Source organism: Aurantimonas litoralis (genome assembly GCF_026153195.1).
Classification (GTDB): Bacteria; Pseudomonadota; Alphaproteobacteria; order Rhizobiales; family Rhizobiaceae; genus Aurantimonas; species Aurantimonas coralicida.
Genome location: NZ_JAPFBM010000004.1, coordinates 176434 through 200903, shown reverse-complemented (window position 1 = coordinate 200903; position 24470 = coordinate 176434). Strand labels below are relative to the sequence as shown.

21 protein-coding genes are annotated in these 24470 nt (G+C 68.2%); 10 read left to right on the top strand and 11 right to left on the bottom strand.

The window, feature by feature from the left end; translation table 11 throughout:
- Window positions 1-9: 9 nt before the first annotated feature.
- From N7I30_RS10755 to N7I30_RS10745, 3 genes are read left to right on the top strand one after another with little or no spacing between them, the layout of a single operon-like run.
- The gene (locus tag N7I30_RS10755) at window positions 10-1887 is read left to right on the top strand and encodes an ABC transporter permease (protein WP_498638722.1); all 1878 of its coding nucleotides are present in this window, start codon (window positions 10-12) and stop codon (window positions 1885-1887) included.
- Window positions 1884-2663, top strand: a complete 780-nt coding sequence (locus tag N7I30_RS10750; RefSeq protein WP_498638720.1) for an ABC transporter ATP-binding protein — start codon at window positions 1884-1886, stop codon at window positions 2661-2663. Before N7I30_RS10755 ends, N7I30_RS10750 begins: the two co-directional genes overlap by 4 nt.
- The gene (locus N7I30_RS10745; protein ID WP_498638718.1) at window positions 2656-3357 is read left to right on the top strand and encodes an ABC transporter ATP-binding protein; all 702 of its coding nucleotides are present in this window, start codon (window positions 2656-2658) and stop codon (window positions 3355-3357) included. Before N7I30_RS10750 ends, N7I30_RS10745 begins: the two co-directional genes overlap by 8 nt.
- 27 nt (window positions 3358-3384) lie before the next feature.
- Here N7I30_RS10745 and N7I30_RS10740 read toward each other — a convergent pair whose 3' ends face one another.
- From N7I30_RS10740 to N7I30_RS10730, 3 genes are all read right to left on the bottom strand, one after another.
- On the bottom strand, window positions 3385-4524 hold the full coding sequence (locus N7I30_RS10740) for a CaiB/BaiF CoA transferase family protein (protein WP_498638717.1): 1140 nt from the start codon (window positions 4522-4524) through the stop codon (window positions 3385-3387).
- A gap of 292 nt (window positions 4525-4816) precedes the next feature.
- The gene (locus N7I30_RS10735; RefSeq protein WP_498638715.1) at window positions 4817-5641 is read right to left on the bottom strand and encodes a ferredoxin--NADP reductase; all 825 of its coding nucleotides are present in this window, start codon (window positions 5639-5641) and stop codon (window positions 4817-4819) included.
- Between the two features lie 269 nt (window positions 5642-5910).
- Window positions 5911-6582: a TetR family transcriptional regulator gene (locus N7I30_RS10730; protein ID WP_024348780.1), complete on the bottom strand. Its 672-nt coding sequence runs from the start codon at window positions 6580-6582 to the stop codon at window positions 5911-5913.
- A gap of 120 nt (window positions 6583-6702) precedes the next feature.
- Between N7I30_RS10730 and N7I30_RS10725 the strand changes: the two genes are divergently transcribed.
- Together N7I30_RS10725 and N7I30_RS10720 are read left to right on the top strand one after the other, a co-directional pair.
- Entirely contained in the window at window positions 6703-8130 is a 1428-nt protein-coding gene (locus N7I30_RS10725; protein WP_498638713.1) for an efflux RND transporter periplasmic adaptor subunit, read from the top strand.
- On the top strand, window positions 8127-11291 hold the full coding sequence (locus tag N7I30_RS10720; RefSeq protein ID WP_491373834.1) for an efflux RND transporter permease subunit: 3165 nt from the start codon (window positions 8127-8129) through the stop codon (window positions 11289-11291). Before N7I30_RS10725 ends, N7I30_RS10720 begins: the two co-directional genes overlap by 4 nt.
- Before the next feature lie 149 nt (window positions 11292-11440).
- Here N7I30_RS10720 and N7I30_RS10715 read toward each other — a convergent pair whose 3' ends face one another.
- Window positions 11441-11719, bottom strand: coding sequence for a DUF1289 domain-containing protein (locus N7I30_RS10715; protein WP_498638711.1), 279 nt, complete (start codon window positions 11717-11719; stop codon window positions 11441-11443).
- Between the two features lie 199 nt (window positions 11720-11918).
- Between N7I30_RS10715 and N7I30_RS10710 the strand changes: the two genes are divergently transcribed.
- Both N7I30_RS10710 and N7I30_RS10705 read left to right on the top strand, forming a co-directional pair.
- Complete coding sequence (locus tag N7I30_RS10710) at window positions 11919-12392, top strand: hypothetical protein (RefSeq protein ID WP_187392509.1); 474 nt, start codon at window positions 11919-11921, stop codon at window positions 12390-12392.
- 100 nt (window positions 12393-12492) lie between these two features.
- Window positions 12493-12975 (top strand): Dps family protein, encoded by a 483-nt coding sequence (locus N7I30_RS10705; protein ID WP_024348784.1) that lies wholly within the window; start codon window positions 12493-12495, stop codon window positions 12973-12975.
- 113 nt (window positions 12976-13088) lie between these two features.
- Here N7I30_RS10705 and N7I30_RS10700 read toward each other — a convergent pair whose 3' ends face one another.
- The 7 genes from N7I30_RS10700 to N7I30_RS10670 all read right to left on the bottom strand — a co-directional run bounded on the left by N7I30_RS10700 (window position 13089) and on the right by N7I30_RS10670 (window position 21907).
- Window positions 13089-13388: a DUF1289 domain-containing protein gene (locus N7I30_RS10700; protein ID WP_228238957.1), complete on the bottom strand. Its 300-nt coding sequence runs from the start codon at window positions 13386-13388 to the stop codon at window positions 13089-13091.
- A gap of 160 nt (window positions 13389-13548) precedes the next feature.
- Entirely contained in the window at window positions 13549-14013 is a 465-nt protein-coding gene (gene rirA, locus N7I30_RS10695) for an iron-responsive transcriptional regulator RirA (protein WP_024348786.1), read from the bottom strand.
- Window positions 14014-14162: 149 nt separating this feature from the next.
- Window positions 14163-17960, bottom strand: coding sequence for a methionine synthase (gene metH, locus N7I30_RS10690; RefSeq protein WP_498638707.1), 3798 nt, complete (start codon window positions 17958-17960; stop codon window positions 14163-14165).
- A gap of 1405 nt (window positions 17961-19365) precedes the next feature.
- Window positions 19366-19851, bottom strand: a complete 486-nt coding sequence (locus N7I30_RS10685; RefSeq protein ID WP_498638705.1) for a DoxX family protein — start codon at window positions 19849-19851, stop codon at window positions 19366-19368.
- Entirely contained in the window at window positions 19844-20638 is a 795-nt protein-coding gene (locus tag N7I30_RS10680) for an HvfC/BufC family peptide modification chaperone (protein ID WP_498638703.1), read from the bottom strand. The genes N7I30_RS10685 and N7I30_RS10680 overlap by 8 nt, the downstream gene beginning before the upstream one ends.
- Complete coding sequence (bufB, locus tag N7I30_RS10675; protein WP_498638700.1) at window positions 20635-21537, bottom strand: MNIO family bufferin maturase; 903 nt, start codon at window positions 21535-21537, stop codon at window positions 20635-20637. Before bufB ends, N7I30_RS10680 begins: the two co-directional genes overlap by 4 nt.
- 73 nt (window positions 21538-21610) lie before the next feature.
- The gene (locus tag N7I30_RS10670) at window positions 21611-21907 is read right to left on the bottom strand and encodes a BufA1 family periplasmic bufferin-type metallophore (protein ID WP_228238967.1); all 297 of its coding nucleotides are present in this window, start codon (window positions 21905-21907) and stop codon (window positions 21611-21613) included.
- Between the two features lie 188 nt (window positions 21908-22095).
- Between N7I30_RS10670 and N7I30_RS10665 the strand changes: the two genes are divergently transcribed.
- The 3 genes from N7I30_RS10665 (at window position 22096) to N7I30_RS10655 (ending at window position 24418) form a co-directional block, all read left to right on the top strand.
- Window positions 22096-22650, top strand: a complete 555-nt coding sequence (locus tag N7I30_RS10665; protein ID WP_228238971.1) for a sigma-70 family RNA polymerase sigma factor — start codon at window positions 22096-22098, stop codon at window positions 22648-22650.
- Window positions 22651-22654: 4 nt separating this feature from the next.
- Entirely contained in the window at window positions 22655-23290 is a 636-nt protein-coding gene (locus tag N7I30_RS10660) for an NrsF family protein (RefSeq protein ID WP_228238975.1), read from the top strand.
- Window positions 23291-23422: 132 nt separating this feature from the next.
- On the top strand, window positions 23423-24418 hold the full coding sequence (locus N7I30_RS10655; RefSeq protein ID WP_498638697.1) for a threo-3-hydroxy-L-aspartate ammonia-lyase: 996 nt from the start codon (window positions 23423-23425) through the stop codon (window positions 24416-24418).
- Window positions 24419-24470: the final 52 nt, after the last annotated feature.

Sequence of the window (24470 nt, the reverse complement as noted above, 5' to 3'; positions counted from 1 at the left end):
GAGGAGACGGTGTTGACGACGCTCGGCTTCGTATTCGCCCAGCTCCTGGCCGGCCTTGCCGACGCGTCGTCGCTGTTCCTGGTGGCGGCCGGCCTGTCGCTGATCTTCGGCGTCACCCGCATCGTCAATTTCGCCCACGGCTCGCTGTTCATGCTGGGCGCCTATGTCGCCTATTCGGCCGTTACCTGGCTGCCGACCGGCCATCTTGGTTTCTGGGGCGGCATGCTGGTGGCGGCCGTCGCAGTGGCGCTGATCGGCGGGCTGATCGAGATCGTCATCCTGCGCCGGCTCTACGCCTCGGCCGAACTCTACCAGCTCGTCGCCACCTTCGGCGTGCTCCTCGTCATTCAGGATGTCGCGCTGGCGGTCTGGGGGCCGGAAGATCTGCTCGCGCCCCGCGCCCCCGGTCTCGGCGGCGCCCTGCGGATCTTCGGCGAGCCGGTGCCGCAATACGACCTCCTGCTGATCGCCGCCGGCCCGGTCGTCCTCGCCGCCGTCTGGCTGGTCCTCAACCGCACCCGCTGGGGCACGCTGGTCCGCGCCGCGACGGAGGACCGCGAGATGACCGGCGCCCTCGGCGTCGACCAGGCGCGCCTGTTCACCACCGTCTTCATGCTCGGCGCCTTCCTTGCGGGCCTTGCCGGCGCCCTCCAGACCCCGCGCGAGGCCGTCAGCCTCGCCCTCGATCTCGACGTGGTGGTCGAGGCCTTCGTCATCGTCGTCGTCGGCGGGCTCGGCTCTATCGGCGGCGCCTATGCGGCGGCCGTCCTGATCGGCGTCCTCAATGCCTTTACCCTCCTGTGGTTTCCGACCCTCGCCACCGTCCTGCCCTTCCTGGTGATGGCGGCGATCCTGGTGGTGCAGCCCTACGGCCTGTTCGGCCAGGCCGCCCTCGTGGCGCCGGCCCCGGCCGAACGCGGCGCCACCCTGCGGCTGCCCGGCCGCACGGTGACGATCCTCGTCGTCCTCGCGGTCGCGGGTTTCGCGCTGCTGCCGCTGGTCGAATCCGGCTTTGCCCTGATCCTGCTCACCGATTTCTTCGTCGCCGCGCTGTTTGCCGCCAGCCTGCAGTTCATCATGGGCCTCGGCGGCATGATCTCCTTCGGCCACGCCGCCTTCTTCGGCCTTGGCGCCTATGGCGCGGCGCTGGCCGCCACGGCCCTCGGCCTGCCGATGTTCGCCGCCATGGCGCTGGGCGTCGCCACCGGCGGCCTCGGCGCCCTCGTCATCGGCTGGTTCTGCGTGCGCCTGTCCGGCGTCTATCTCGCCATGCTGACCCTCGCCGGCGCCCAGATCCTCTGGGCCGTCGCCCTGCAATGGCAGGATGTCACCGGCGGCGACGACGGCATTCTCGGCGTCTGGCCCGACCGCTTCGCCGCCTCCCGCACGGTCTATTATCTGATCGCCCTTGGCCTGTGCGCCGCCGGCCTCTGGCTGATCCGCCGCATCGCCCATGCGCCCTTCGGCTATCTCCTGCGCGCCACCCGCGACTCGCCCCTGCGCGCCGAGGCCATCGGCCTCGACGTGCGCGGCCGCCAGCTCGCCGCCTTCGTCATCGCCGGCCTCTTCGCCGCGCTCGCCGGCACGGTCTTCGTCTTCGCCAAGGGCAGCGTCTTTCCCACCATCCTGGCGGTCGGCCAGTCCGTCGACGCCCTGCTGATGGTGCTGATCGGCGGCGTGCAGGCCCTGTCGGGTCCGATCGCCGGCGCCGCGATCTTCGTCGGCATCGAGGACTGGGTCGGCCGGCTGCCCTATTGGCGGTCGATCTTCGGCGTCATCATCCTCGCCGTCTGCATTCTGGCGCCCCAGGGCATCGCCGGCGGCCTGCGGTCGCTGGCCGGCCGCGCACGCCGCCGCGCCACGTCCCCTTCCGGAGCGCCGGCATGAACGCGCTGGAGATTCGCGGCCTGAGCAAGTCCTTCGGCGGCGTCGTCGCGGTCGACGACGTCGGCTTTCACGTCGCGTCGGGTGAGATGCTGGCCCTGATCGGCGCCAATGGCGCCGGCAAATCCACCACCTTCAACATGCTCAACGGCCAGCTGCGCTCCGATCGCGGTTCGGTGCGGCTGTTCGGGTCCGAGATCGCCGGCCTGCCGGCCCGTCGCATCGCCCGGCGCGGCGTCGGCCGCACCTTCCAGATCACCCAGACCTTCACCTCCATGACGGTGCGCGAAAACCTGCAGACTGCCCTGCTCGCCCATCGCAAGCGCCGCTTCGACTTCTTTTCCCGCGCCGTCGCCGCCGAGCGCGACGCCGCCGACCGCCTGCTCGCCATCGTCGGCATGGAAGAGGCCGCCGACCGTCCCTCCGCCGAGCTTGCCTATGGCGACGTCAAGCGGCTGGAGCTCGCCGTCGCCCTGGCCGCATCGCCGCGGCTTCTGCTGATGGACGAGCCGACCGCCGGCATGGCGCCGCGCGAGCGCACCGCCCTGATGGCGCTGGTGCGCGGCATTGTCGAGGACACCGGCCTCAGCGTCCTCTTTACCGAGCACGACATGGATGTGGTCTTCGCCCATGCCGACCGCATCGTGGTGCTCAACCGGGGCGCCGTCATTGCCGAGGGCACCGCCGATGCGATCCGCGCCGACCCGACCGTTCGCGCCGTCTATCTCGGCGGCGGCACACCGGAATCAGTCACAGAACAAGTCTCGCCAAATGCTTGAACTGCAAGCGATCGACAGTTTCTACGGCGACGCACACATCCTGCATGGCGTGTCGCTGACCGTAAACGAAGGCGAGATCGTCGCCCTCGTCGGGCGCAACGGCGCCGGCAAGTCCACGACGCTGAAGAGCGCCATGGGCCTCGTGCGCCCGCGCCGCGGCACGGTGCGCTATCGCGGCGCCGACATCACCGGCCTGCCGCCCTACCGCATCGCGCGGCTGGGCCTCGGCTACGTCCCCGAGGACCGCCGCATCTTCAAGGATCTGACGGTTTCCGAAAACCTCGAGGTCGGCCACCGCGACGCCGCGGACGCCGACACGCAATGGACCCCGGCGCGGCTCTTCGCACTCTTCCCCAATCTCGGCGAACGCCGCGGCCAGAAGGGCGGGCGCCTGTCCGGCGGCGAACAGCAGATGCTCAGTCTCGCCCGCACCCTGATGGGCAATCCGCGTACCCTGTTGCTCGACGAGCCCTCCGAGGGCATCGCACCGGTCATCGTCGACGCCATGGCCGCGGCGATCCGCGACCTCAAGCGCGAAGGCCTGTCGGTGCTTCTGTCGGAGCAGAATCTCGGCTTTGCCCGCGCCATCGCCGACCGCGCGGTGATCATCGAGACCGGCACCGTCCGCTTCACCGGCAGCTTTGCCGAGATGGAAGCCGATCCCGACATCGTCTCCAGCCACCTCGCCGTCTAGGCAGCGCGGCTCTCCCAGTCGCCGCGATCAGCCGCCGTCGCCGAAACCCGCGCCCTGGTGCTCGCCGAGCTTCGGCGCCGGCCGCTCCAGCGACAGTTCCGCCTCGCCATAGGTGATCGGGCTGCGTACGCCCGCCATGCCGCCCGGCGCGATCTGCATGCCGCGATGGACGATCTGCGGGTCGGCGAAGACGTCGGCGACATCGTTGATCGGTCCCGATGGCACGCCCACCGGCTCCAGCGCGGCGAGAAGGTCGTCGCGGCGCCATGCGGCGATCGCGCCGGCCAGGATCGGCGTCAGCGCCTCCCGGTTGGCGACCCGCGCCTCGTTGGTGGCGTAGAGCGCATCGGCGGACAGCTGCGGCAGGTCGAGGACGGCGCAGAGCCGCGCGAATTGCCGGTCGTTGCCGCAGGCGATGATCAGATGGCCGTCGGCGACCGGAAACACCTGATACGGCACGATGTTGGGATGGGCATTGCCGAGCCGCGACGGCGCGGCGCCGGTGGCGAAGAAGTTCAGCGCCTGGTTGGCGAGGACGCCGGCCATGCAGTCGTACAGCGCCATGTCGACATATTGGCCGCGCCCGGTCCGCTCGCGGTCGGCCAGCGCCGCCTGGATGGCGATGGTGCCGTAGAGCCCGGTGAAGATGTCGGCGAAGGCGACGCCGATCTTCTGCGGCTCGCCCGCCGGGTCGCCGGTCAGGCTCATGATGCCGCCCATGCCCTGGATCATGAAATCGTAGCCGGCCCGGCCCGCATAGGGGCCGTCCTGGCCGAAGCCGGTGACCGAGCAATAGACGAGGCGCGGATTGATCGCCTTCAGGCTCGCGTAGTCGAGGCCGAACTTCGCCAGCCCGCCGACCTTGAAGTTCTCGATCAGCACGTCCGCCTCGGCCGCCAGCGACCGCACCAGTTCCCGCCCCTCCTCGGTGCCGAAATCGGCCACCACCGAGCGCTTGCCGCGGTTGCAGGCGTGGAAATAGGCCGCCGTGCGCTCGCCGTCCCGCTCGACGAAGGGCGGCCCCCAGCCGCGGGTGTCGTCGCCCGCGGGGCTCTCGACCTTGATCACGTCGGCGCCGAGATCGGCGAGCGTCTGGCCGATCCACGGGCCGGCCAGGATACGGGCGAGTTCCAGGACCTTCAGTCCGGCATGGGGTGCGTGCGTCATATCGTCGGCGTGCCGCCCGGCGCCGGCGCTGTCAAGCTGCGCCAGCGCCGATCGCCCCCGCTCTCAGAGCCGCTCCGCAGCCACACACATCGCTTGACGACGGACCCTGGGGCCAACAACATCCTGGACTTACGCAGAGACGCTAACAGCTGATATTCAAATTCATCTGATGCGCCCAAGCATTCGGAAAACATTCGTTCCTGCAGATCCTTGATTACGGAGGAACGCAGATGATCGCCCCGTTCGAAGTCGTCGGTCAACGCGCCCGCTGCTGGCAGCGGGCGCGCCGTCCTCAGTCCACGAAGGCGCGTTCGACGACGAAGGTGCCGGGCTTGTTGTTGGCGCCTTCCTCGAAGCCGCGGGTTTCCAACAGCGCTTCCGTGTCCTTCAGCATCGCCATGGAGCCGCAGATCATCGCCCGGTCGGTCTCCGGGTCCAGCGGCGCGATGGCGAGGTCCTCGAACAGCTTGCCGTTCTCGATCAGCGTGGTGATCCGGTGGCCGCGCGTCTCGCCGTCGCGGGTCGCGCTGGCGTGGAAGATCAGCTTGTCGCCGATGAACTCGCTCATCAGCTCGTCGGCCTTCGACGTCTCCACCAGCTCGCGGCCGTAGGCCAGCTCGGCATTGCCCCGGCAGGTCTGGGTGAGGATCACCTGATCGAACTTCTCGTAGGTCTCCGGATCGCGGATCACCGAGGCGAAGGGCGCGATGCCGGTTCCGGTCGAGAACAGGAACAGCCGCTTGCCGGGCTTCAGCGCGTCATGGACGAGCGTGCCCGTCGGCTTCTTGCGCATCAGCACCGTGTCGCCGACCTGGATCTTCTGCAGATGCTCGGTCAAGGGGCCGTTCGGCACCTTGATGGAGAAGAACTCCAGCTCCTCGTCCCAGGCCGGGCTGGCGATGGAATAGGCGCGATAGACCGGCTTGGCCGCGTTCGGGAGGCCGATCATCACGAACTCGCCCGAGCGGAAGCGAAAGCTCTGCGGCCGGGTGATGCGGAAGGCGAACAGGCTGTCGGTATAGTGCGTGACCTTGGTCACCGTCTCGGCGAAGACGCCGGCGGGAATCGGGAAGGCAGGCTCCGGCGAATGCTCCGGCTGTTGGGCGAGAGAACTCATCAGGCGTCGTTCCTTTCCATGGTCCGCGACCGCGCGAGACGGCCTTGTCCGGTGCGCGCGACGGTCACCGCCGCGTCACGATTGATCGGGTCCCGGCTGTCGGGAGAATGGCAGGCCGGACGGCATCCTTGCCCCGTGCCTACATCGCAGTCGTGCCGGAAGATAGAACCCCGCACCCCGCAATGCAGCGTCGCACGTTCCAAATATCGGCATTGTTCGGGGAAAACATTCGCCGCAGCCGCCATGCGGCGCGTGCGCCCGTCCTCACCTCAGTTCAGGTTCGCCGCGGCCCGCGCCTCGGCCATCTCTTCGAGGCACGCGACCCGCGCGCTCGAACAGGCAAAGCCCGCGATCACGCTGCGCACCACGCGCGCGCCGACCCCGGTCAGGTCGAAGCCCCGATCCGAGCGCAGCCATTCCGAGATGACGCCGCTCACCGCGCAGACATAGGCGGTGGCCGCCTCCTTCGGCTGCCATTCGTGCTTCAGCTCGCCGCGAATCTGCACCGCCGCGAAAATGCCGGTGATCGCCTTGTGCATGGTCGCCTCGGCATCGGCCCGGCGCAGCATCGCATCCTGCATCTCGCCGACATATTCGCAGCGGAACAGGAGAATGGTCAGGATCTTGCGCGTCCGTTCGTCGCGCTCCAGATGGCGAAGCGCCTCCAGCGTGTTCTCGTAGAGGTCCTGCAGCGACCGCCGGCCGGCACAGGCCTGCTCGTCGAAGAACTCTTCCTGGGGCAGCTTCGCGCGCTCCTGCATCGCCCGGAACAGTTCGAGCTTGTTGGAGAAGTGCCAGTAGATCGCGCCGCGCGTCAGGCCGGCACTCGCGGCAATGTGACTGAGGGTCGTTCCTGCGACACCCTGTTCGTAGAACAGCGTTTCCGCCGCGTCGAGGATCGCCTCGCGCGTCTGCATCGCGTCCTGCTTGGTGCGTCTCAAGTCCGGGCCTCCCTTGCTCCGATACATTTATGGATGTATGTATGCCGCAATGCAAGAGAGCGGCGCCATGGCCGGCCGGAAAAAGGTTTTACAATGCGCGGACTTAACCTGATTTTGCGCATGACGGCGTGCGTCGGCGTCTCGCTGGCAGCCGCGGGCGCGGCCTTCGCACAGGCCGGCGGCACCCCGCCCCCGCCTGCCGTCACCGTCCTGACGGTGAAGAGCAAGAACCTGCCGGTGACCTACGAATATGCCGGTCGCGTCGCCTCCTCCCGCGAGGTCGAGGTCCGGGCACGCGTCGGCGGCATCCTGCTCGAACGCAATTTCGACGAGGGCTCGCGCGTCGAGGCCGGCACGCTGCTGTTCCATATCGATCCGGCGACCTACGAGGCGCAGGTGGCGCTGGCCAAGGCGCAGGTGCTCCAGGCGCAGGCCCAGCTCGGCCAGGCCAAGCGGACCGAGGCCCGCGCCCGGCAGCTCGCCCAGAGCGGCGCGTCGAGCCAGGCGACCCTTGAGGACTCCGTCTCGTCGCGCGAACTCGCCGAAGCCCAGGTCGCCGCCGCCGAGGCGCAGTTGCAGACCGCCACCCTCTCCCTCGACTACGCCACCGTCGAGGCGCCGGTCGCGGGCGTGACCAGCCTGGAACAGGTGCCCGAGGGCAGCCTGCTCAGCACCGGCGACCTGCTGACCCGCATCAGCCGCCTCGATCCGGTCTATGTGAACTTCTCGGCCGCCGACAGGGAAGCCGCCTCCATCCGCGAACTGGTCGAGAGCGGCCAGTTGCAGGGCGCCTCCTCGCCGTCCGACCTCACCGTCACGCTGATGTTCGGCAATGGCGAGACCTACGGCGAAACCGGCACCATCGACTTCACCTCGACGACGATCGATTCGCAGACCGGCACGATCCTGTCGCGCGCCGTCCTGCCCAATCCCGAAAGCCGCCTCCTGCCGGGCCAGTTCGTGCGCCTGCAGCTCGAGGGCCTGTCCATCGAGAACGCCATCGAACTGCCGACCGAGGCGCTGATGCAGGGCCCGCAGGGCACCTTCGTCTACACGCTGAACGACGAGAACCTGGCCGAGGTCAGCCCGGTCGTCGTCGGCCGCGAGCTCGACGGCTCCATCGTCATTTCCGAGGGCCTCGCCGATGGCGACAAGGTCGTCGTCAAGGGTGTCGTCAAGGTTCGCCCCGGCGCCCCGGTCAATCCGCAGCCGGCAGCCGCGAACGCCGATGCCGCCGGTGCCAAGCCCGATGCACCTGCGACGGACGCCCCCGCCGCCGAGGCAGCTCCCGCAACAGACGCCCCCGAGCCTGCCGCTGCCGACGAGCCCGCCGCCGACACTGCCAACGAGGCGGCTGGCGAACAGCAGGGTGCGATCGAGCGCGCCGTCGACGCGGCCAACGACAAGGTCGTTGCCGACGCCGGGCACACGCCCGGTGAAGTCGGGCGCACGGATGCCCCGCCGGTGCCGCTGACCGCCCTGCCCGATGGCGCCGACGCCCGCCGCGCCACCAGCGACGGCGACGCTTCGGCGGAGTCCGCCCGATGAATGCGCGGTTCTTCGTCGACCGGCCGATCTTCGCGGCCGTCATCTCGATCCTGATCACCCTCGGTGGCCTGCTGTCGATCAGCGCGCTGCCGATCGAGCAGTATCCGCAGCTGGTGCCGCCGCAGGTCCAGGTGCGCGCCTCCTATCCCGGCGCCAGCGCCGAGACCATCGCCCAGACCGTCTCCGCGCCGATCGAGCAGCAGATCAACGGCGTCGAGGACATGCTCTACATGCAGTCCACGAACTCCTCGACGGGCACGGCGACGATCACCGTCACCTTCGCCAGCGGCACCGATCCCGACCAGGCGACGATCAACGTCAACAACCGCGTCCAGCAGGCCAATGCCTCGCTGCCCGAGCAGGTCCAGCGTCTCGGCGTCACCGTCGCCAAGCAGAACTCGTCGATCCTCGCGGTTCTGACCATGTCGTCGGAGGACCCGCGCTACGACGCCACCTATGTGTCGAACTACGCGCTGCTCAACGTCCTCGACGAGCTGAAGCGCCTGCCCGGCATCGGCGAGGCGCAGCTCTTCGGCGCCCGCAACTATTCCATGCGCATCTGGCTGCGGCCCGACGCGCTGGCCTCCTACGGCCTGACGCCGGGCGACGTGGCCACGGCCGTGCGCGACCAGAACGCCCAGTTCGCCGCCGGCCAGTTCGGCGCGCCGCCCACCAACACCGACCTCGCCTTCACCTATTCGGTGACCACGGCCGGGCGCCTGCCCGACGCCGAGGCCTTCGAGAACATCATCCTGCGCTCCGACGAGAACGGCTCCTCGCTGCTCCTGAAGGATGTCGCGCGGGTCGAGCTCGGCGCCCAGGATTACGGCTTCAACGCCACCTATAACGGCACGCCGACGGTGCCCATCGGCATCTACCTGCAGCCCGGCGCCAACGCCCTCGACACGCTGAGCGGCGTGCGCACCCGCATGGAGGAGCTCTCCGGCTCCTTCCCCGATGGCATCAGCTTCGCCATTCCCTACGACACCACCAAGTTCATCGAGGCCTCCATCGAGGAGGTCATCATGACCTTCATCGAGGCCATGGCGCTGGTCTTCGTCGTCGTCTTCATCTTCCTGCAGAGCTTCCGGGCAACGCTGATCCCGATGCTCGCCGTCCCGGTGTCGATCATCGGCACCTTCGGCGTGCTTCTGGCGCTCGGCTTCTCGATCAATCTCCTCACCCTGTTCGGCCTTGTCCTGGCCATCGGCATCGTCGTCGACGACGCCATCGTGGTGCTTGAGAATGTCGAGCGGATCATGACCACCGAGGGGCTCAACGCCAAGGACGCCACCGCCAAGGCGATGACCGAAGTCGCCGGCCCGGTGATCGCCATCGTGCTCGTCCTGTGCGCCGTGTTCATCCCGGTGGCGTTTCTCGGCGGCCTCGCCGGCACCATGTACCGGCAGTTCGCCGTCACCATCGCCGTGTCGGTGGTGATCTCGGGCATCGTCGCCCTCACCCTCACCCCGGCGCTCTGCGGCCTTCTCCTGAAGCAGGGCCATTCCGAGCCCTGGGCGCCGTTCCGCTGGTTCAACACGGGCTTCGACAAGCTGACCAACGCCTATGGCGCCGGCGTTGCCTTCATCATGCGCCGGGCCGTCGTCGCCCTCGTCCTGTTCGCCGGCATCGTCGGCGGCAGCTACTATTTCTTCCAGACGATCCCCGGCTCGCTGGTCCCCGACGAGGATCAGGGCGTCAATTTCGCCATCGCCATCCTGCCGCCGGCCGCCTCGCTGGCGCGCACGACGGAGGTGATGGAGCAGGTCAGCGCGAATGTGCGCGAGCATCCGGCGGTCGCCGACGTGGTCGCCTTCGCCGGCTTCGACCTCTTGGCCGGAACCCAGAAGTCCAGCTCGGGCGTGGCCTTCGTCACCCTCAAGGACTGGTCGGAGCGCGAGGACCCGTCGCTCGACGCCCGCAACCTCACCGGCCCGATCATGGGCATGAACGCCGGCATCCAGGACGGCATGGTGCTGGCCTTCAACCCGCCGCCGATCCAGGGCCTGTCCACCACCGGCGGCTTCGACCTGTTCGTGCAGGACCGGCAGAACCGCGGCTCCCAGGAACTGGTCGCGGCGACCAGCGCGCTGGTGGCGGCCGCCGCCGAGCGGCCGGAGCTGGCCGGCGTGCGCACCACCTTCTCGGCCAACGTCCCGCAGTACCAGATCGACGTCGACCGCCAGAAGGCCAAGGCGCAGGACGTGCCGATCTCCTCGATCTTCGAGACCATGCAGTCGACCTTCGGCTCGCTCTATGTGAACGACTTCACCCTGCTCGGCCGCAACTACCGGGTCTCGCTCCAGTCCGAATCCGACTTCCGCGAGAAGCCGCAGGATCTGCGCTTCGTCTACGTCAAGGCGAACAACGGCGCGATGATCCCCCTCGACGCCCTCCTGTCGGTCGAGCGCATCGTCGGCCCCGACCTCATCGAGCGCTTCAACGCCTTCACCGCCGCCAAGGTCTCCGGCGGCCCCGCCCCCGGCTATTCGTCGGGACAGGCGCTGCAGGCCATGCAGGAGATCGCGGCCGAAAAGCTGCCCGACGGCTATCAGGTCGCCTGGACGGGTTCGGCCTATCAGGAGATCGCCTCGGGCGGCACCGGGCTCGCCGCCATCGGCTTCGGCATTCTGATGGTCTTCCTCATCCTGTCGGCCCAGTACGAACGCTGGTCGCTGCCCATCGCGGTCCTTCTGGCGGTGCCCTTCGCCATGTTCGGCGCGCTGCTGGCGATCTGGCTGCGCGGCCTCGACAACGACGTCTACTTCCAGATCGGCCTCGTCACGCTGGTCGGACTGGCGGCCAAGAACGCCATCCTGATCGTCGAGTTCGCGGTTCTGAAACGCGAGGAGGGTCTGTCGGCCTTCGACGCCGCGCTGCAGGGCGCCAAGCTGCGCTTCCGGCCGATCGTCATGACGTCGCTCGCCTTCATCCTGGGCGTCGTGCCGCTGGCGATCTCCACCGGCGCCGGCTCGGCCAGCCGCCACTCCATCGGCACCGGCGTCATCGGCGGAATGCTCGCGGCGACCTTCGTCGCGATCTTCTTCATCCCGCTGTTCTACAAGCTGCTGGCCCGCAAGCAGCCGGCCCGCGGCAGCCACACGGCTCCGACCTCCGGCGACGATGGCGCAGCAACGCCGGCGCCTGCCCCGGCCGAATAAATTCCGGCCCGGCCGGTTCGCCTCGGGAACCGGTTCATCCCACGAAAAAGGCGGCGCGCCTGACTGGCGCGCCGCCTTTTTGCCGTGTGAGCACAAAGCATTGCCGGATGGTCCGGAATCGATCTCTCAACCGTTTCCGCCCCGTGCGATCACGCCTCGACCGGCACCTCCAGCTTGTCCAGCGGGCACGGATGATCCTTCTTGTCGCATTTGCGCCGATAGACATGCGCCCAGCGATTGTAGCGCCCGGCCCGGACCAGCCGCTCGGCGAGGGTCCGGAAGAACGCCTTCTTCTCGGCCTTGCCGTCCAGCCGCTTGAACCGCTTCTTTTCCGGCTTGGTCATGGCGCAGCCGATGCAGCGGCCGCCATCCTTGTATTTGCAGATATCGATGCACGGGGACGGGGCATCGGCCCAACGTTTGGCCACGGGCGCTCCTGTGATGGTCGGATGGCGAAGGGGCGAATGACGTGGCGGTCTCGATCCGGCCTGCGGCACTTCCCTTCCATTCCCGGTCTGCTATGAATAGATGAACGTAGTTGTCAAGTTTAGAACGGTTCGAGACGTCGGGTGCGATTCCCTGTCGCGGGTTCCCGGCGCGGTCTTCTTACAGAACGCGGTTGCCTGAATGTCTGCACTGCCCCTGCCCGAGACTCTTCCCTCCTCCGGGCGCGCCCCGGCGCGAATCCTCGCCTTTCCCGGCGGCAATTGCCCGACGGTCCGTCCCGCCGCGCCCCAGCTCACCGATGCCGAACGCGACGAGCTGAACCGCCTGCGCTGGTTCGCATTGCGCAGCCGGCTCGCCCCGAAACCCGATCTCGAACGGGCCTGCTTCCTTCTCGCCGGCGAGGAGAACGTCTCGCTGGAGCGCTTCGCCATCGCCTTCTTCCGCGGCCTGTCCGGCCAGAGCCTGCGCGAGATGGTGTTCTACCGTCCCGGCGCGAAACAGGCCTCGGACGACGAGATCTGGCTGCTGCGCCTTCTCGCGGTGCTGCGCGCCGGCGAGAACGCCGCCGCTGGTGCGCTGGTCGCCTGGCGGGTCCGCCCCGAGGGCCGGCGCTGGCTGCGCTTCCTTGCGGCCTCCCTCGCCCGGACGCTCTGACGCGAAAAATCGCATGGGACCGATTGCCGCGACCTTGCCATGCCCGGCCCCGGAGGCTAGATTAGAATTATTCTAAGACACCACTAAGGGACCGGAGACCATGGGACTAGTAGCAGCCAAGATCGAGCCGACGGCGAAGGAAGAGATCGTCAACGGCCTCACCCAGTCGTTGGCCGAGACGGCGATCGCCACGCTGAAGGCCCAGAACTTCCACTGGAACGTGACGGGCATGTCCTTCGGCGCCCTGCACGCGCTGTTCCAGGAGATCTACGAGGATCACTTCGAAGGTCAGGACACGCTGGCCGAGCGGATCAAGGCGTTCGACGCCCATGCCGAGGGCCGTTACTCGGTCTATCTGGAGCGCAGCGCCATCGAAGAGCATGACGGCCGCACCGACGCCCGCACCATGGTCGAGGTCCTGATGCAGGATCAGGAGACCCTCTCCTCGACCCTGTCGGCGCTTGCCGAGGTCGCCGACCAGCATGGCGACTTCGCGACCAATGACCTGGCGACCGCCCGCATCGAGCAGCACGACAAGTTCGCCTGGATGCTGCGCGCCCATCTGAAGACCACCGCCGCCTGAGGCGACCCGCTCGCCGCCCTTTCCGGCGGCGGACACGAGACATGCAAAAGGCCCGCCGGAGATCGTCCGGCGGGCCTTTTGCATGTCTCGACAGTGTTTGCGGGCGACACGGATCAGGCGTCGTCGCCCTCCACCGGGATCGGACAGGGAACGCCCTCCCGCTCGCATTTGCGCCGGTAGGACATGATCCAGAAGGCCGGATTGCGCGCCGATTCCTGCAGGCGCCCGATCAGCGTCTCGATGAACTCGCGCTTCTGCTCCGCACCGCCCGACGACGGGAAGGCCTGCTTCTCCGCCTTGGTCATCGAGCAGCCGACGCAGCGGCCCTGGCGCTTGTATTTGCAGATGTCGACGCAGGGAGACGGCGCGGTGGCCCAGGCGGCGTCCGCGGCGTCGGTAACCTTGGTATCCATGAAGAGGGCTGGCCGCTGTTGACGAAATGGCGGGTGACGGCCGGCATATAGGAGTACCGCAGCCATCCTGCCAGCGGTCTCACACACGCACGTCACACGCAGGAGGGCGACCGGCGCGCCATCCCTGCGCCGGTCCCGTCAAACGATCGCAGGATGCGCCTCAGCTCGCCGCGGCGAGCCCGTGCACCGGTTCCATCAGGCCGAGCCGCCGGCGCATGAACGCCTTGTTGCCCAGGAGATCGTCGATCGTGTAATTGCCCAGCGCGCCGAGAAACGCGTTCAGCGCCTCGCGCAGGGCCGAATTGAGCTCGCAGCTCTCGATCAGCGGGCAATCCACGGCGCCGGTCTCGAAGCACTCCGCCAGGGCGAAATTCTCTTCGGTCACTTCCACGACATTGCGCAGATTGATCGCCGCAGCCGGCCGCGCCAGGCGCACGCCGCCATTGCGGCCGCGCACCGTCTCGACCATGCCGGCCTCGACCAGCGGCTGCAGGATCTTGAACAGGAACAGCTCCGACGCCGAATAGGCTGCCGCGATATCCTTGATGCGACTGAGCTGCCCGCCATTGGAGGCGCAGTACATCAGGATCCGGATCGCGTAGTTCGTCTGGCGGGTAAGCCGCATCAAATCGTCCTCGACCATCGTCGCTGGTTAACTTCCAGCGAACCCAATCTAGAACGATTCCAGCATCATGAGAAGGGGAAGCGGGAACCGCGCATCCGCGCGGCTCCGTTTCGTCCCGTTTCGGCGCCGCAAGCGCCGCGCCTTGCGCCCTATTCCGCCGCCTGTGCGGGCGTCTCGGCGGCCGCCGTCGGAATGTAGTTGAGGATCGGCGCCAGCCACCGCTCGACCTCGGCGACGGGCATGCCCTTGCGCGCGGCATAATCCTCGACCTGGTCCCGCTCGATCTTCGCAACCCCGAAATAATAGGAGTCCGGGTGTCCGATATAGAGGCCGGACACCGACGAGCCCGGCCACATGGCGTAGCTCTCGGTCAGTTTCACGCCGGTCGTGGCCTCCGCGTCGAGCAGTTCGAACAGCGTCGTCTTCTCGGTGTGGTCCGGCTGGGCCGGGTAGCCCGGCGCCGGCCGGATGCCGGCATAATCCTCGCTGATCAAATCTTCCGGCGTGAAGGTCTCGTCCGGCGCATAGCCCCAGAATTCCCGCCGCACCTTCTCGTGCATCCGCTCGGCAAAAGCCTCGGCGAATCGGTCGGCAAGCGCCTTGACCATGATCGACGAGTAGTCGTCATTGGCCTTGGCGAAGCGATTGGCGATCGCCTCCTCCTCGATCCCGGCGGTGACCACGAAGCCGCCGACATAATCCGCCTTGCCGCTGTCCAGCGGCGCGACGAAGTCGGCCATCGCCACGTTCGGCCGGTCGCCGCGCTTGGTCAGCTGCTGGCGCAGCGTGTAGAGCGTCGCCAGCTCTTCCTTGCGGTCGTCGCCGGTGAACAAGCGAATGTCGTCGCCCACCGAATTGGCCGGCCAGAAGCCGATCACGGCCCGCGGCTGGAACCACTTCTCGGCGATGATCTGCTTGAGCATGGCCTGCGCGTCGTTGAACAGCGACCGCGCCGCCTCGCCCTGCTTCTCGTCCTCCAGGATGCCCGGATAGCGGCCCTTCATCTCCCAGGTCTGGAAGAACGGCGTCCAGTCGATGTAGCGCGACAGCTCCTCCAGGTCCCAGTCCGTAAAGACCCGGGTGCCGGTGATCGCCGGCTTGACCGGCTCGTAGGCCGCCCAGTCGCTGACCTGCGCGTTGGCGCGGGCCTTGGCCAGCGGCAGCCGCTTCTTGTCGCGTTCGCCCTTGCGATGCGCCTCGGCAACCTTCTGATAGTCGGCCTTCACGCCCTCGATGTAGGAGCCGCGGGTCTCCTCGGAGAGCAGGTGCGAGACCACGCCGACCGCGCGCGAGGCATCGGTGACGTAGACCGTCTGGCCCCGGTTGTAGCCGGGGTCGATCTTCACCGCCGTATGCACCTTGCTGGTCGTCGCCCCGCCGATCAGCAGCGGGATGTCGAAGCCCTCGCGCTCCATCTCGGCGGCGACATGCACCATCTCGTCGAGCGACGGCGTGATCAGGCCGGACAGGCCGATGACGTCGACCTTTTCCCGCCGCGCCGTCTCCAGGATCTTGGCGGCCGGCACCATCACGCCGAGATCGATGACCTCGTAATTGTTGCAGGCCAGGACCACGCCGACGATGTTCTTGCCGATGTCGTGGACGTCGCCCTTCACGGTCGCCATCAGCACCTTGCCGGCGTTCGAGCGCTCGTCGGTGCCGTTCAGCCGCTTCTCCTCCTCCATGTAGGGGAGCAGATGCGCCACGGCCTGCTTCATCACCCGGGCCGACTTGACCACCTGCGGCAGAAACATCTTACCGGCGCCGAACAGGTCGCCGACGATGTTCATGCCGTCCATCAGCGGCCCCTCGATGACGTGCAGCGGGCGGTCCGCCTCCAGCCGCGCCTCTTCGGTGTCCTCGACGATATATTCGGTGATGCCGTTGACCAGCGCATGGGCGATGCGGTCCTGGACGCTCTTCTCGCGCCAGGTCAGATCCTTGGCCTTGGCCTCCTTGCCGCCGGCGCCGCGCCAGCGCTCGGCCAGTTCCAAGAGCCGCTCGGTCGGGTCGCCGCCGTCGGCCCGCTTGCGGTCGAGAACCACGTCCTCGCAGGCCTCGCGCAGTTCCGGATCGATCGACTCGTAGACCGCCAGCTGGCCGGCATTGACGATGCCCATGTCCATGCCCGCCTGGATGGCGTGGTAGAGGAACACCGCGTGCATCGCCTCGCGCACGGCCTCGTTGCCGCGGAACGAGAAGGACAGGTTCGACACGCCGCCGGAGATGTGGGCGCCCGGCAGGTTCTGGCGGATCTGGCGGGTCGCCTCGATGAAGGCGACGCCGTAGCCGTTATGCTCCTCGATGCCGGTGGCGATCGCGAAGACGTTCGGATCGAAGACGATGTCCTCCGGCGGGAAGCCGGCCTCTTCGGTCAAAAGCTTGTAGGCGCGCGTGCAGATCGCGACCTTGCGCTCCAGCGTGTCGGCCTGGCCCTGCTCGTCGAAGGCCATGACCACCACGGCGGCGCCGTAGCTGCGCACCAGGCGCGCCTGCTTCAGGAAGCTCTCCTCGCCCTCCTTCATGGAGATCGAGTTGACCAGCGCCTTGCCCTGCACGCATTTCAGACCGGCCTCGATCACGTCGAACTTGGAAGAGTCGATCATCACCGGAACCTTGGCGATGTCGGGCTCCGCCGCGATCAGGTTCAGGTAGTCGATCATCATCTGCTTGGAGTCGATCAACCCCTCGTCCATGTTGACGTCGATGATCTGGGCGCCGTTCTCCACCTGGCTGCGCGCCACGTCGAGGGCGGCTGGCAGGTCGTTCGCCTCGATCATCTTGCGGAAGCGGGCCGAGCCGGTGACGTTGGTCCGCTCGCCGACATTGACGAAGGGAATCTCCTTGGTCAGCGTGAACGGCTCCAGGCCCGACAGGCGCATCAGCGGCGCGATGGTCGGCACCTTGCGCGGCTTGTAGCGCGCCGCCGTCTCGGCCACAGCCTTGATGTGGTCCGGCGTCGAGCCGCAGCAGCCGCCCAGGACGTTGACGAGCCCTTCCTCGCAGAAGATCTCGACCTCCTTGGCCATCTGCTCCGGGCTCTGGTCGTATTCGCCGAATTCGTTCGGCAGGCCGGCATTCGGATAGGCGCAGACGAAGGTGTCCGCGACGTTCGAGATTTCCGCCAGATGGTCGCGCATCGCCGCGGCGCCGAGGGCGCAGTTGAGGCCGATGGTGAAGGGCCGGCCGTGCCGCACCGAGTGCCAGAATGCCGTCGGCGTCTGGCCCGACAGCGTGCGGCCGGACAGGTCGGTGATCGTGCCGGAGATCATGATCGGCAGCGTCACGCCCTTTTCCGCGAAGATCTCCTCGCAGGCGAAGATCGCCGCCTTGGCGTTCAGCGTGTCGAAGATCGTCTCGATCAGAATCAGGTCGGAGCCGCCGTCGATCAGACCGCGCAGCTGCTCGCCATAGGCGATGCGCAGATCGTCGAAGGTCACGGCGCGGTAGCCGGGATTGTTGACGTCCGGCGAGATCGAGGCGGTGCGGTTCGTCGGTCCGAGCGCGCCGGCGACGAAGCGGCGCTTGCCGTCCTTCTCCTCGGCGCGGATGCAGGCGCGCCGGGCCAGCCGCGCGCCGTCGCGGTTCAGCTCGTAGACCTGGTCCTCCATCTGGTAATCGGCCTGGGCGATCGTGGTGGAGGAGAAGGTGTTGGTTTCCAGGATATCCGCGCCAGCGATGGCATAGGCATAGTGGATGTCCTCGATCGCCTGCGGCTGCGTCAGGTTCAGGAGATCGTTGTTGCCCTGCAGGTGGCATTCGCAGGCGCCGAAGCGATGCCCGCGGAAATCGTCCTCGCCGAGGCCCAGAAGCTGGATTTCGGTGCCCATGGCGCCGTCGAGCACCAGAATACGCTCGGAAACCGCCTTGCGCAGCGCCGCGGACGCCTCTGCCGGCGAACGGCCTTCGGTCATCGCCCCGAAAAGCTTGTCGGACGTCTCTGTCATGGCTTCACCGTTTCCTTGTCGCTCCGCGGCAAATCACATAAACATATCCTTATGTCAATATTTGCCACGGCGTCGGCTTGTCTGCGCCCACCCTTACACCATGCCCGCGACGGATAGAATTCGAGGGGATGGCGCAGATGTTTGCGCCCGCGCCTGAGGGGCGGATGACGGGCGGCGCTGGTGAGCCTCAGCGCTTGCCCGCCACGTGACAAACCGCAGCAGCGCCGCATGCGTCGTCCCCGGCAGGAAAGCGACATCGACCGCCGCCGCAGCATCGGCGTCACCCCGACCTGCGCAGAAAACGCTCCCCACATCCCCACTCGGCGTCATCCTCGGGCCCCGACCCGAGGACCCATGCCAAGCCATCCCACGCCGCAGACCGCGCCCCTCCTCCCCCGAAAAGACACCTGCACCACAGAGGAATGGGTCCTCGGGTCAAGCCCGAGGACGGCGTAGATGTTTGCGTCCTCGCCTGACAGGTCGATGACGGCTGCGGCGCTGGTGAACGTCAGCGCATGCCCGCCCCGCCCGCGAGCTAGCCCACGGCATCGCCCCATGCGTCGCCCCGGCAAGACAACGACATCGACCGCCACCGCCGCGTCGGCGTCACCCCCGCCATCCGCAAACAACACACCCCACCTCCCCACTCGGCGTCATCCTCGGGCTCCGACCCGAGGACCCATGCCAAGCCATCCCCACCGCCGCCACGTCGCGGACCGCGCCCCTCCTCGCCCGAAACGACAGCGGCAACGCAGAGGAATGGGTCCTCGGGTCAAGCCCGAGGATGACGGCTTAGGTGTTTGCGCCTCAGATGGAGAGGCCAACGACGGCTCCAGCGCTGGTGGGCGACAGGCTTGCGCCGCCCCGCCCGTTGGCAAGCCCACGGCATCGCCTCATGCGTCGCCCCCGGGCAGGACAACGACATCGACCGCCGCCGCAGCATCGCGTCACCCCCGCCGCCCGCAGAAAACGCACTCCACTCCCCACTCGGCGTCATCCTCGGGCTCCGACCCGAGGACCCATGCCAAGCCGCCCCAACCGCCGCCACGCAACAGAACGCCCTTCCTCCCACGGAGCAATACCGCCACCGCAGAGGAATGGGTCCTCGGGTCAAGCCCGAGGATGACGGCGTGCAAGGAAGAGCGCCGCGCCCCACCACCCCACACGCCGCACAAACCACGACGTCAGCCTTGCACAAGCTTCAGGGCGTACCCATCTGTGTGTGGTGCAACGCGTCCCTGACTTGTCAGGTCGATGCGCCCAGGGTCTTCTGCTCTTCGTCCGACCACGGATGTACTGGCGAGTCGAAGAGTGAGGCCCGCACATTGTCTCTCAGAGACAACGCGGAGCCGCCGGGCAATGTCCCTGGCGGCTTTTTCGTGTTCGGTCGCCGGATCAGCCCGCCCTAGACGGACGGCATCCCCCGCGGCCGGGCGCGCGACGCGTCGCCGAAGATCAGACTGTCCAGCGCCAGCCGGCCTCCGCCGAAACACATCAGCGTCAGCGCCATCGCCGCCCAGGGCAGATGAAAATTCGCCCAGCCCTCCGGCACGGTGATCTGGATCACCGCCGTCATCACCAGGAGCGCGAGCGCGGCGAAGCGCGTACCCAGCCCCAGCACCAGGAGGATCGGCAGCACGATCTCTGCGATGCCCGCCAGATGCGCGCTCAGGATCGGCGCCGGATAGGCGTATTCGGCACCCAGGATATGCAGCTTGAACTCCTGCGTGAACAGATAGCGGGCGCCGCCCGACAGCTGCAGGAAGCCATCCCACTTGGTCAGGCCCGATCTGTAGAACGGCACCGCCAGCGCAACCCGCAGGGCCAGCAGCGGCAGGGCCGCCGGAACAGCGCCCAGCGCCGCCTCTGCACGGATCAGCAACTCACGCATCCCCTGTCTCCCTGTCGCGAAAGCCGGTCACGGCCCCCAGATCGATGAACGCGATCAGCGCCTCGCCGAAGGCGAAGGTCTGGTCCGCGTCGACAGCCGCCCCGGCCGCCTCCGCCAGACTGGCACCATTGATCAGCGCCGCCACGAAGGGCACGTCGCAAGGCGGCAGGATGGTGGAGCGCAATTCCGCACCCGGTCGCGTCACGAGCACCGCCTCAGCCTGCCAGTGTTCGACCGGGCGCACCGGCTGCTGCTGATGGTGCGACCAGATCGTGCCCACGGGATACGCCGAGCGCACCAGCCGCACGGCCGGATGCAGCGCCAGCGTCATGGCGTCGAGCCGCGACGGGTCGAACCCGGCAAGGCCGGCCCGGTCCAGCGCCTCGCCTTCCGCCGCGTGATAGGCCTGCGTCAGCGCGACCTCCAGCCGGGCGACATCGGCGAGATAGGGCAGCCTCCCGGCCGGCGCGAAACCGGCGACGAAGTCCGCAAATCCATGGCCGTATTCGAGCATCACCGGCGAGGCAGGCTTCTCGGTGGCGACATAGGCGCGCGCCATGATCTGGAAGAAGGCGTCGCCGACCAGTTGCCGGACCACCGGAAACGCCTTTTCCAGCGCACCGACCAGCCCGACATGGATATTGTTGCGATAGACCGCGAAGCGGCGGGCGTCGCGCGTGCCGCGATGCGTCGTCAGCCCCGTTGGCATCTGCGCCTCCGCCGCGGTCAGGGCGGCGATGAAGCGCTGCGCGCCGAGCGTCGGCGCGGTGCCGGCCGCGGCGCTCATGCCGCCGACCGGATACGGCGATCCGCCTGCCGCGCCTCGGCCAGGGCGCCCTCCACACGCACGACCTCGTCCATCAGCGCCGCGAAGGGCGGCACGTCATTGTCCCATTCCACCAGCGTCGGCAGCGGGCCGCTCTTTCGCAAGGTATGGCGGTAGAGCGCGAAGACGTCGGGCAGCACCGGCGCGTTGTGCGCGTCGATCAGCAGCCGCTCGCCGGCATCGTCCACCGTCTCGTCATAGCCGGCCAGATGGATCTCCCCGACGCGCTCCAGCGGAAACCGGTCGATATAGGCAAAGGGGTCGAGCCCGTGATTGACCGCCGACACCATGACGTTGTTGACGTCCAGCAGCAGGCCGCAGCCGGTGCGCTCGGATATCGCCGTCAGGAAGTCGATCTCGTCGATGCTGGATTCGGCGAACAGGAGATAGGTCGAGGGGTTCTCCAGCAGCATCCGCACGCCGAGGGTCTCCTGCGTCTCGGCGACATGCGCCACCACCCGCTCCAGCGTCGCCGGCGTATAGGGCAGCGGCAGGAGATCGTTGAAGAACGCGCTTTCATGGGTCGACCAGGCCAGGTGCTCGGAAAAACTCGCCGGGCGATAGCGGTCGATCAGGGCCTTCAGCCGCGCCAGATGCGCCCGGTCGAGGGCGCCCTCGCCGCCGATCGACAGGCCGACGCCGTGCAGCGACAGCGGATAGCGGGCGGCGATCGCCGTGAGATAGCGGTGCGGCGGACCGCCGTCGCCCATGTAGTTCTCGGCATGAACCTCGAAGAAGCCGACCGCCGGGTCCGTCTCAAGGATCTCGGCGGCATGTTCGAGCTTCAGGCCCAGCCCTGCGGCAGCGGGCAAGGGCGATGTGTCCGCCATCGATACGGCGGTCTTGCGATGTGACGACATGGGGGCAGCCTCCCGGAAGCCAACGTCGGGGGAAGGCCCGGCTTGCCAGCCGGGCCTTCCGGTCAGGGCCGTGTCAGCTCGGCACGTCGCGGGTCAGCGGCTCGGTCGAGCCCATGCGGTCGCCCGGCACCTCCATGGTTTCGCAGGTCCCGGCCGGCACCGCCTTCCAGGCATTGCCCTGGTAGTCGACGCTGGACGTGCCGGCGCAGGTCGTGCCGGGGCCGGCGGCGCAGTCGTTCTGGCCGGCCAGCGCCACGCCGTAGCACTTCACCGTATCCTTGCTGTCCTGCGCCGAAGCCGGCAGCGCCGAGGCGGTCAGGGCGGCGGCGAGCGAGCCCGCCAGTGCGAGATTGAGAGAGCGACGGTCCATGGAATCCTCCTTCGAGACCTTTGATCGGGCGACACCGTTGCCGGTCCCGCCTCCCTGTCTTCGGGGCCGCCTCCCGGTTCGTTACGCCTTCTCGACCATCACCATCATGTGAACCGTGTTGCGCCCTGCCGGCGGAAAAATTCGCCATGCTGCGAAACATCCAAGGCACTGCGCGCGAAGGACCAGACATGAAGCCTGCCTCGCCCGTCCGGCCCGGACGACTGGAATCCCTCTTGATGGCGGCCAACGCCGGCGACGACGGCGCCTATCGTGATTTCCTGCAGGAGGTCGCGGGCCTTCTGCGCGGCTTTGCCCGCGCCAGGGCGCCGGTGCATGCCGGCGGCTTCGATCCGGAGGATCTGGTCCAGGAGATCTTGATGGCGGTGCATCTGAAACGACATACGTGGCGCGAAGGCGAGCCCGTGAAGCCGTGGCTCTTCGCCATCGCCCGCCACAAGGCGATCGACGCCTATCGCCGCGAGGGCCGGCGCATCAATCTCGACATTGCCGACTTCACCGACACGCTGGACGATCCCGCCACCATGCCCAACGCCAAGGCCCACGACATCTCCCGCGCGCTCCTGTCGCTCGCCGGCCGCCAGCGGGAGGTCGTCGCCTCCCTGTCCGTCCATGGCCATTCCATCACCGAGACCGCCAGTCGCCTCGGCGTTACCGAGGGCGCCGTGCGGGTTGCGTTCCATCGGGGCCTCGCCGCGATCGCCGCCAGATTCGGACGGACCTGACGCCATGCAGACCGACACCCTCATCGACACGCTGGTCGCCGACCGCCGGCGCACCGCGCCGGAGACAGGCCCGTCCTGGCTGCTGCTCGCCCTCGTCGCCGCGGCGCTCGCCGGCCTCGTCTTCTTCACCGCCATCGGCGTCCGACCGGATTTCGCCGGCGCGCTGCAGACGATCCGCTTCGACTTCAAATTCGTCGTCACCGGACTGCTTGCCGTCACCGCCATCGTCACGATGCGGGCCTTCTCGCATCCTGGCGAGCCGCTGCGTCGGCTGTGGTGGCTGGCGCTGCCGGCCGGGGTGATGCTCGCCGCCGTCCTTGCCGAGCTGATCGCCCTGCCGTCGGACACATGGATGGCCTATCTCGTCGGCTCCAACGCGCTGATGTGCCTGACCGCCATCCCCTCCATGGGCGCCCCGGCGCTGATCGTCTTCCTGTGGGCCCTGCGCCGGCAGGCGCCGACCCGACCGGCCCTCGCCGGGGGGCTTGCCGGCCTCGCAGCGGCCGCCGTCGCCGCCATCTTCTATGCGGCGCAATGCACCGACGATTCGCCGCTCTTCGTCGCCGTCTGGTATCCGCTGGCCGCCTCGGCGCTGGTCGCCGCCGGCGCGCTGCTGGGCTGGCGGCTCCTGCGCTGGTAGCCCTTCGGGCGTCGCGACACCTACGCCTCGCCGCCTCGGGGCGGCGCCCCTTTACATCGCCCCATCGCTCACGTTGAACACGGCGCAGGGGCGCGGGGGTGCAGCCGCGCCGTTCCAGATGAGGCGCCTACGATGACCGCAATCGCAAACGCCGGATCGTCTTCCGGCACCCGGCTTCCGACCTTCGCCGATGTCGCCGCCGCGCGCGAGCGCATCGCCGGCATCGCCCACCGCACGCCGGTGCTGACCTCGCGCTTTGCCGACGCGCGGGCGGGCGCGACGCTTCACTTCAAATGCGAGAACCTGCAGCGCGCCGGCGCCTTCAAGTTCCGCGGCGCCTGCAACGCCATCGCCGCCCTGCCCGAGGATGCGCGCCGCCGCGGCGTCATGGCCTATTCCTCCGGCAACCACGCCCAGGCGATCGCGCTGGCCAGCCGCATCGAGAACGTGCCGGCGACGATCCTGATGCCGGCCGACGCCCCGGCCATGAAGGTCGCGGCCACCCGCGGCTACGGCGCTGACGTCATCACCTACGACCGCTACAGCGAGGACCGCGAGGCGCTGGCCAACACCGTCGCGACGGATCGCGGCCTGACGCTGATCCCGCCCTACGACCATCGCGACATCATCGCCGGACAGGGCACCGCGGCGGCCGAACTCTTCGCCGAGACCGGCCCGCTCGACATCCTGCTGGTCTGCCTCGGCGGCGGCGGCCTCCTTGCCGGATCGGCGCTGGCCGCAAGCGAACTGTCGCCCGGCTGCCGCGTCATCGGCGTCGAGCCGGAAGCCGGAGACGACGGCCGCCAGTCCCTGGCCAAGGGCGAGGTCGTGCGCATCGACGTGCCGCGCTCCATCGCCGACGGCGCTCTGACCACCCATCTCGGCGACCTCACCTTCCCGATCATCCGCGACCGGGTGGATTCGATCGTCACCGTGCCCGACGCGGCGCTGGTCGACGCCATGCGCTTCTTCGCCGAGCGCATGAAGATGGTGGTCGAGCCGACCGGCTGCCTGGCCGCTGCCGCCGCCTTTACCGGCGCGGTGCCCTGCGAAGGCCAGCGCGTCGGCGTCATTGTCAGCGGCGGCAATGTCGACGTGGCGAGCTACGCCCGCTTCCTCGCCGACTAGGCGCCCCGTCCCGCCGACACCGGAGCCGCACCTGCCGGCGGCGCCACTCCGC

Excerpts from the sequence above, each read along its gene's own strand:
- N7I30_RS10685 (WP_498638705.1), bottom strand. The coding sequence starts at position 19,851 with ATGCGTGAGTTGCTGATCCGTGCAGAGGCGGCGCTGGGCGCTGTTCCG.
- bufB (WP_498638700.1), bottom strand. The coding sequence starts at position 21,537 with ATGTCGTCACATCGCAAGACCGCCGTATCGATGGCGGACACATCGCCC.
- N7I30_RS10665 (WP_228238971.1), top strand. The coding sequence starts at position 22,096 with ATGAAGCCTGCCTCGCCCGTCCGGCCCGGACGACTGGAATCCCTCTTG.
- N7I30_RS10670 (WP_228238967.1), bottom strand. The coding sequence starts at position 21,907 with ATGGACCGTCGCTCTCTCAATCTCGCACTGGCGGGCTCGCTCGCCGCC.
- N7I30_RS10680 (WP_498638703.1), bottom strand. The coding sequence starts at position 20,638 with ATGAGCGCCGCGGCCGGCACCGCGCCGACGCTCGGCGCGCAGCGCTTC.
- N7I30_RS10745 (WP_498638718.1), top strand. The coding sequence starts at position 2,656 with ATGCTTGAACTGCAAGCGATCGACAGTTTCTACGGCGACGCACACATC.
- metH (WP_498638707.1), bottom strand. The coding sequence starts at position 17,960 with ATGACAGAGACGTCCGACAAGCTTTTCGGGGCGATGACCGAAGGCCGT.
- N7I30_RS10740 (WP_498638717.1), bottom strand. The coding sequence starts at position 4,524 with ATGACGCACGCACCCCATGCCGGACTGAAGGTCCTGGAACTCGCCCGT.
- N7I30_RS10735 (WP_498638715.1), bottom strand. The coding sequence starts at position 5,641 with ATGAGTTCTCTCGCCCAACAGCCGGAGCATTCGCCGGAGCCTGCCTTC.
- N7I30_RS10750 (WP_498638720.1), top strand. The coding sequence starts at position 1,884 with ATGAACGCGCTGGAGATTCGCGGCCTGAGCAAGTCCTTCGGCGGCGTC.
- N7I30_RS10655 (WP_498638697.1), top strand. The coding sequence starts at position 23,423 with ATGACCGCAATCGCAAACGCCGGATCGTCTTCCGGCACCCGGCTTCCG.
- N7I30_RS10705 (WP_024348784.1), top strand. The coding sequence starts at position 12,493 with ATGGGACTAGTAGCAGCCAAGATCGAGCCGACGGCGAAGGAAGAGATC.
- N7I30_RS10725 (WP_498638713.1), top strand. The coding sequence starts at position 6,703 with ATGACGGCGTGCGTCGGCGTCTCGCTGGCAGCCGCGGGCGCGGCCTTC.
- N7I30_RS10710 (WP_187392509.1), top strand. The coding sequence starts at position 11,919 with ATGTCTGCACTGCCCCTGCCCGAGACTCTTCCCTCCTCCGGGCGCGCC.
- N7I30_RS10720 (WP_491373834.1), top strand. The coding sequence starts at position 8,127 with ATGAATGCGCGGTTCTTCGTCGACCGGCCGATCTTCGCGGCCGTCATC.
- rirA (WP_024348786.1), bottom strand. The coding sequence starts at position 14,013 with ATGCGGCTTACCCGCCAGACGAACTACGCGATCCGGATCCTGATGTAC.
- N7I30_RS10660 (WP_228238975.1), top strand. The coding sequence starts at position 22,655 with ATGCAGACCGACACCCTCATCGACACGCTGGTCGCCGACCGCCGGCGC.
- N7I30_RS10700 (WP_228238957.1), bottom strand. The coding sequence starts at position 13,388 with ATGGATACCAAGGTTACCGACGCCGCGGACGCCGCCTGGGCCACCGCG.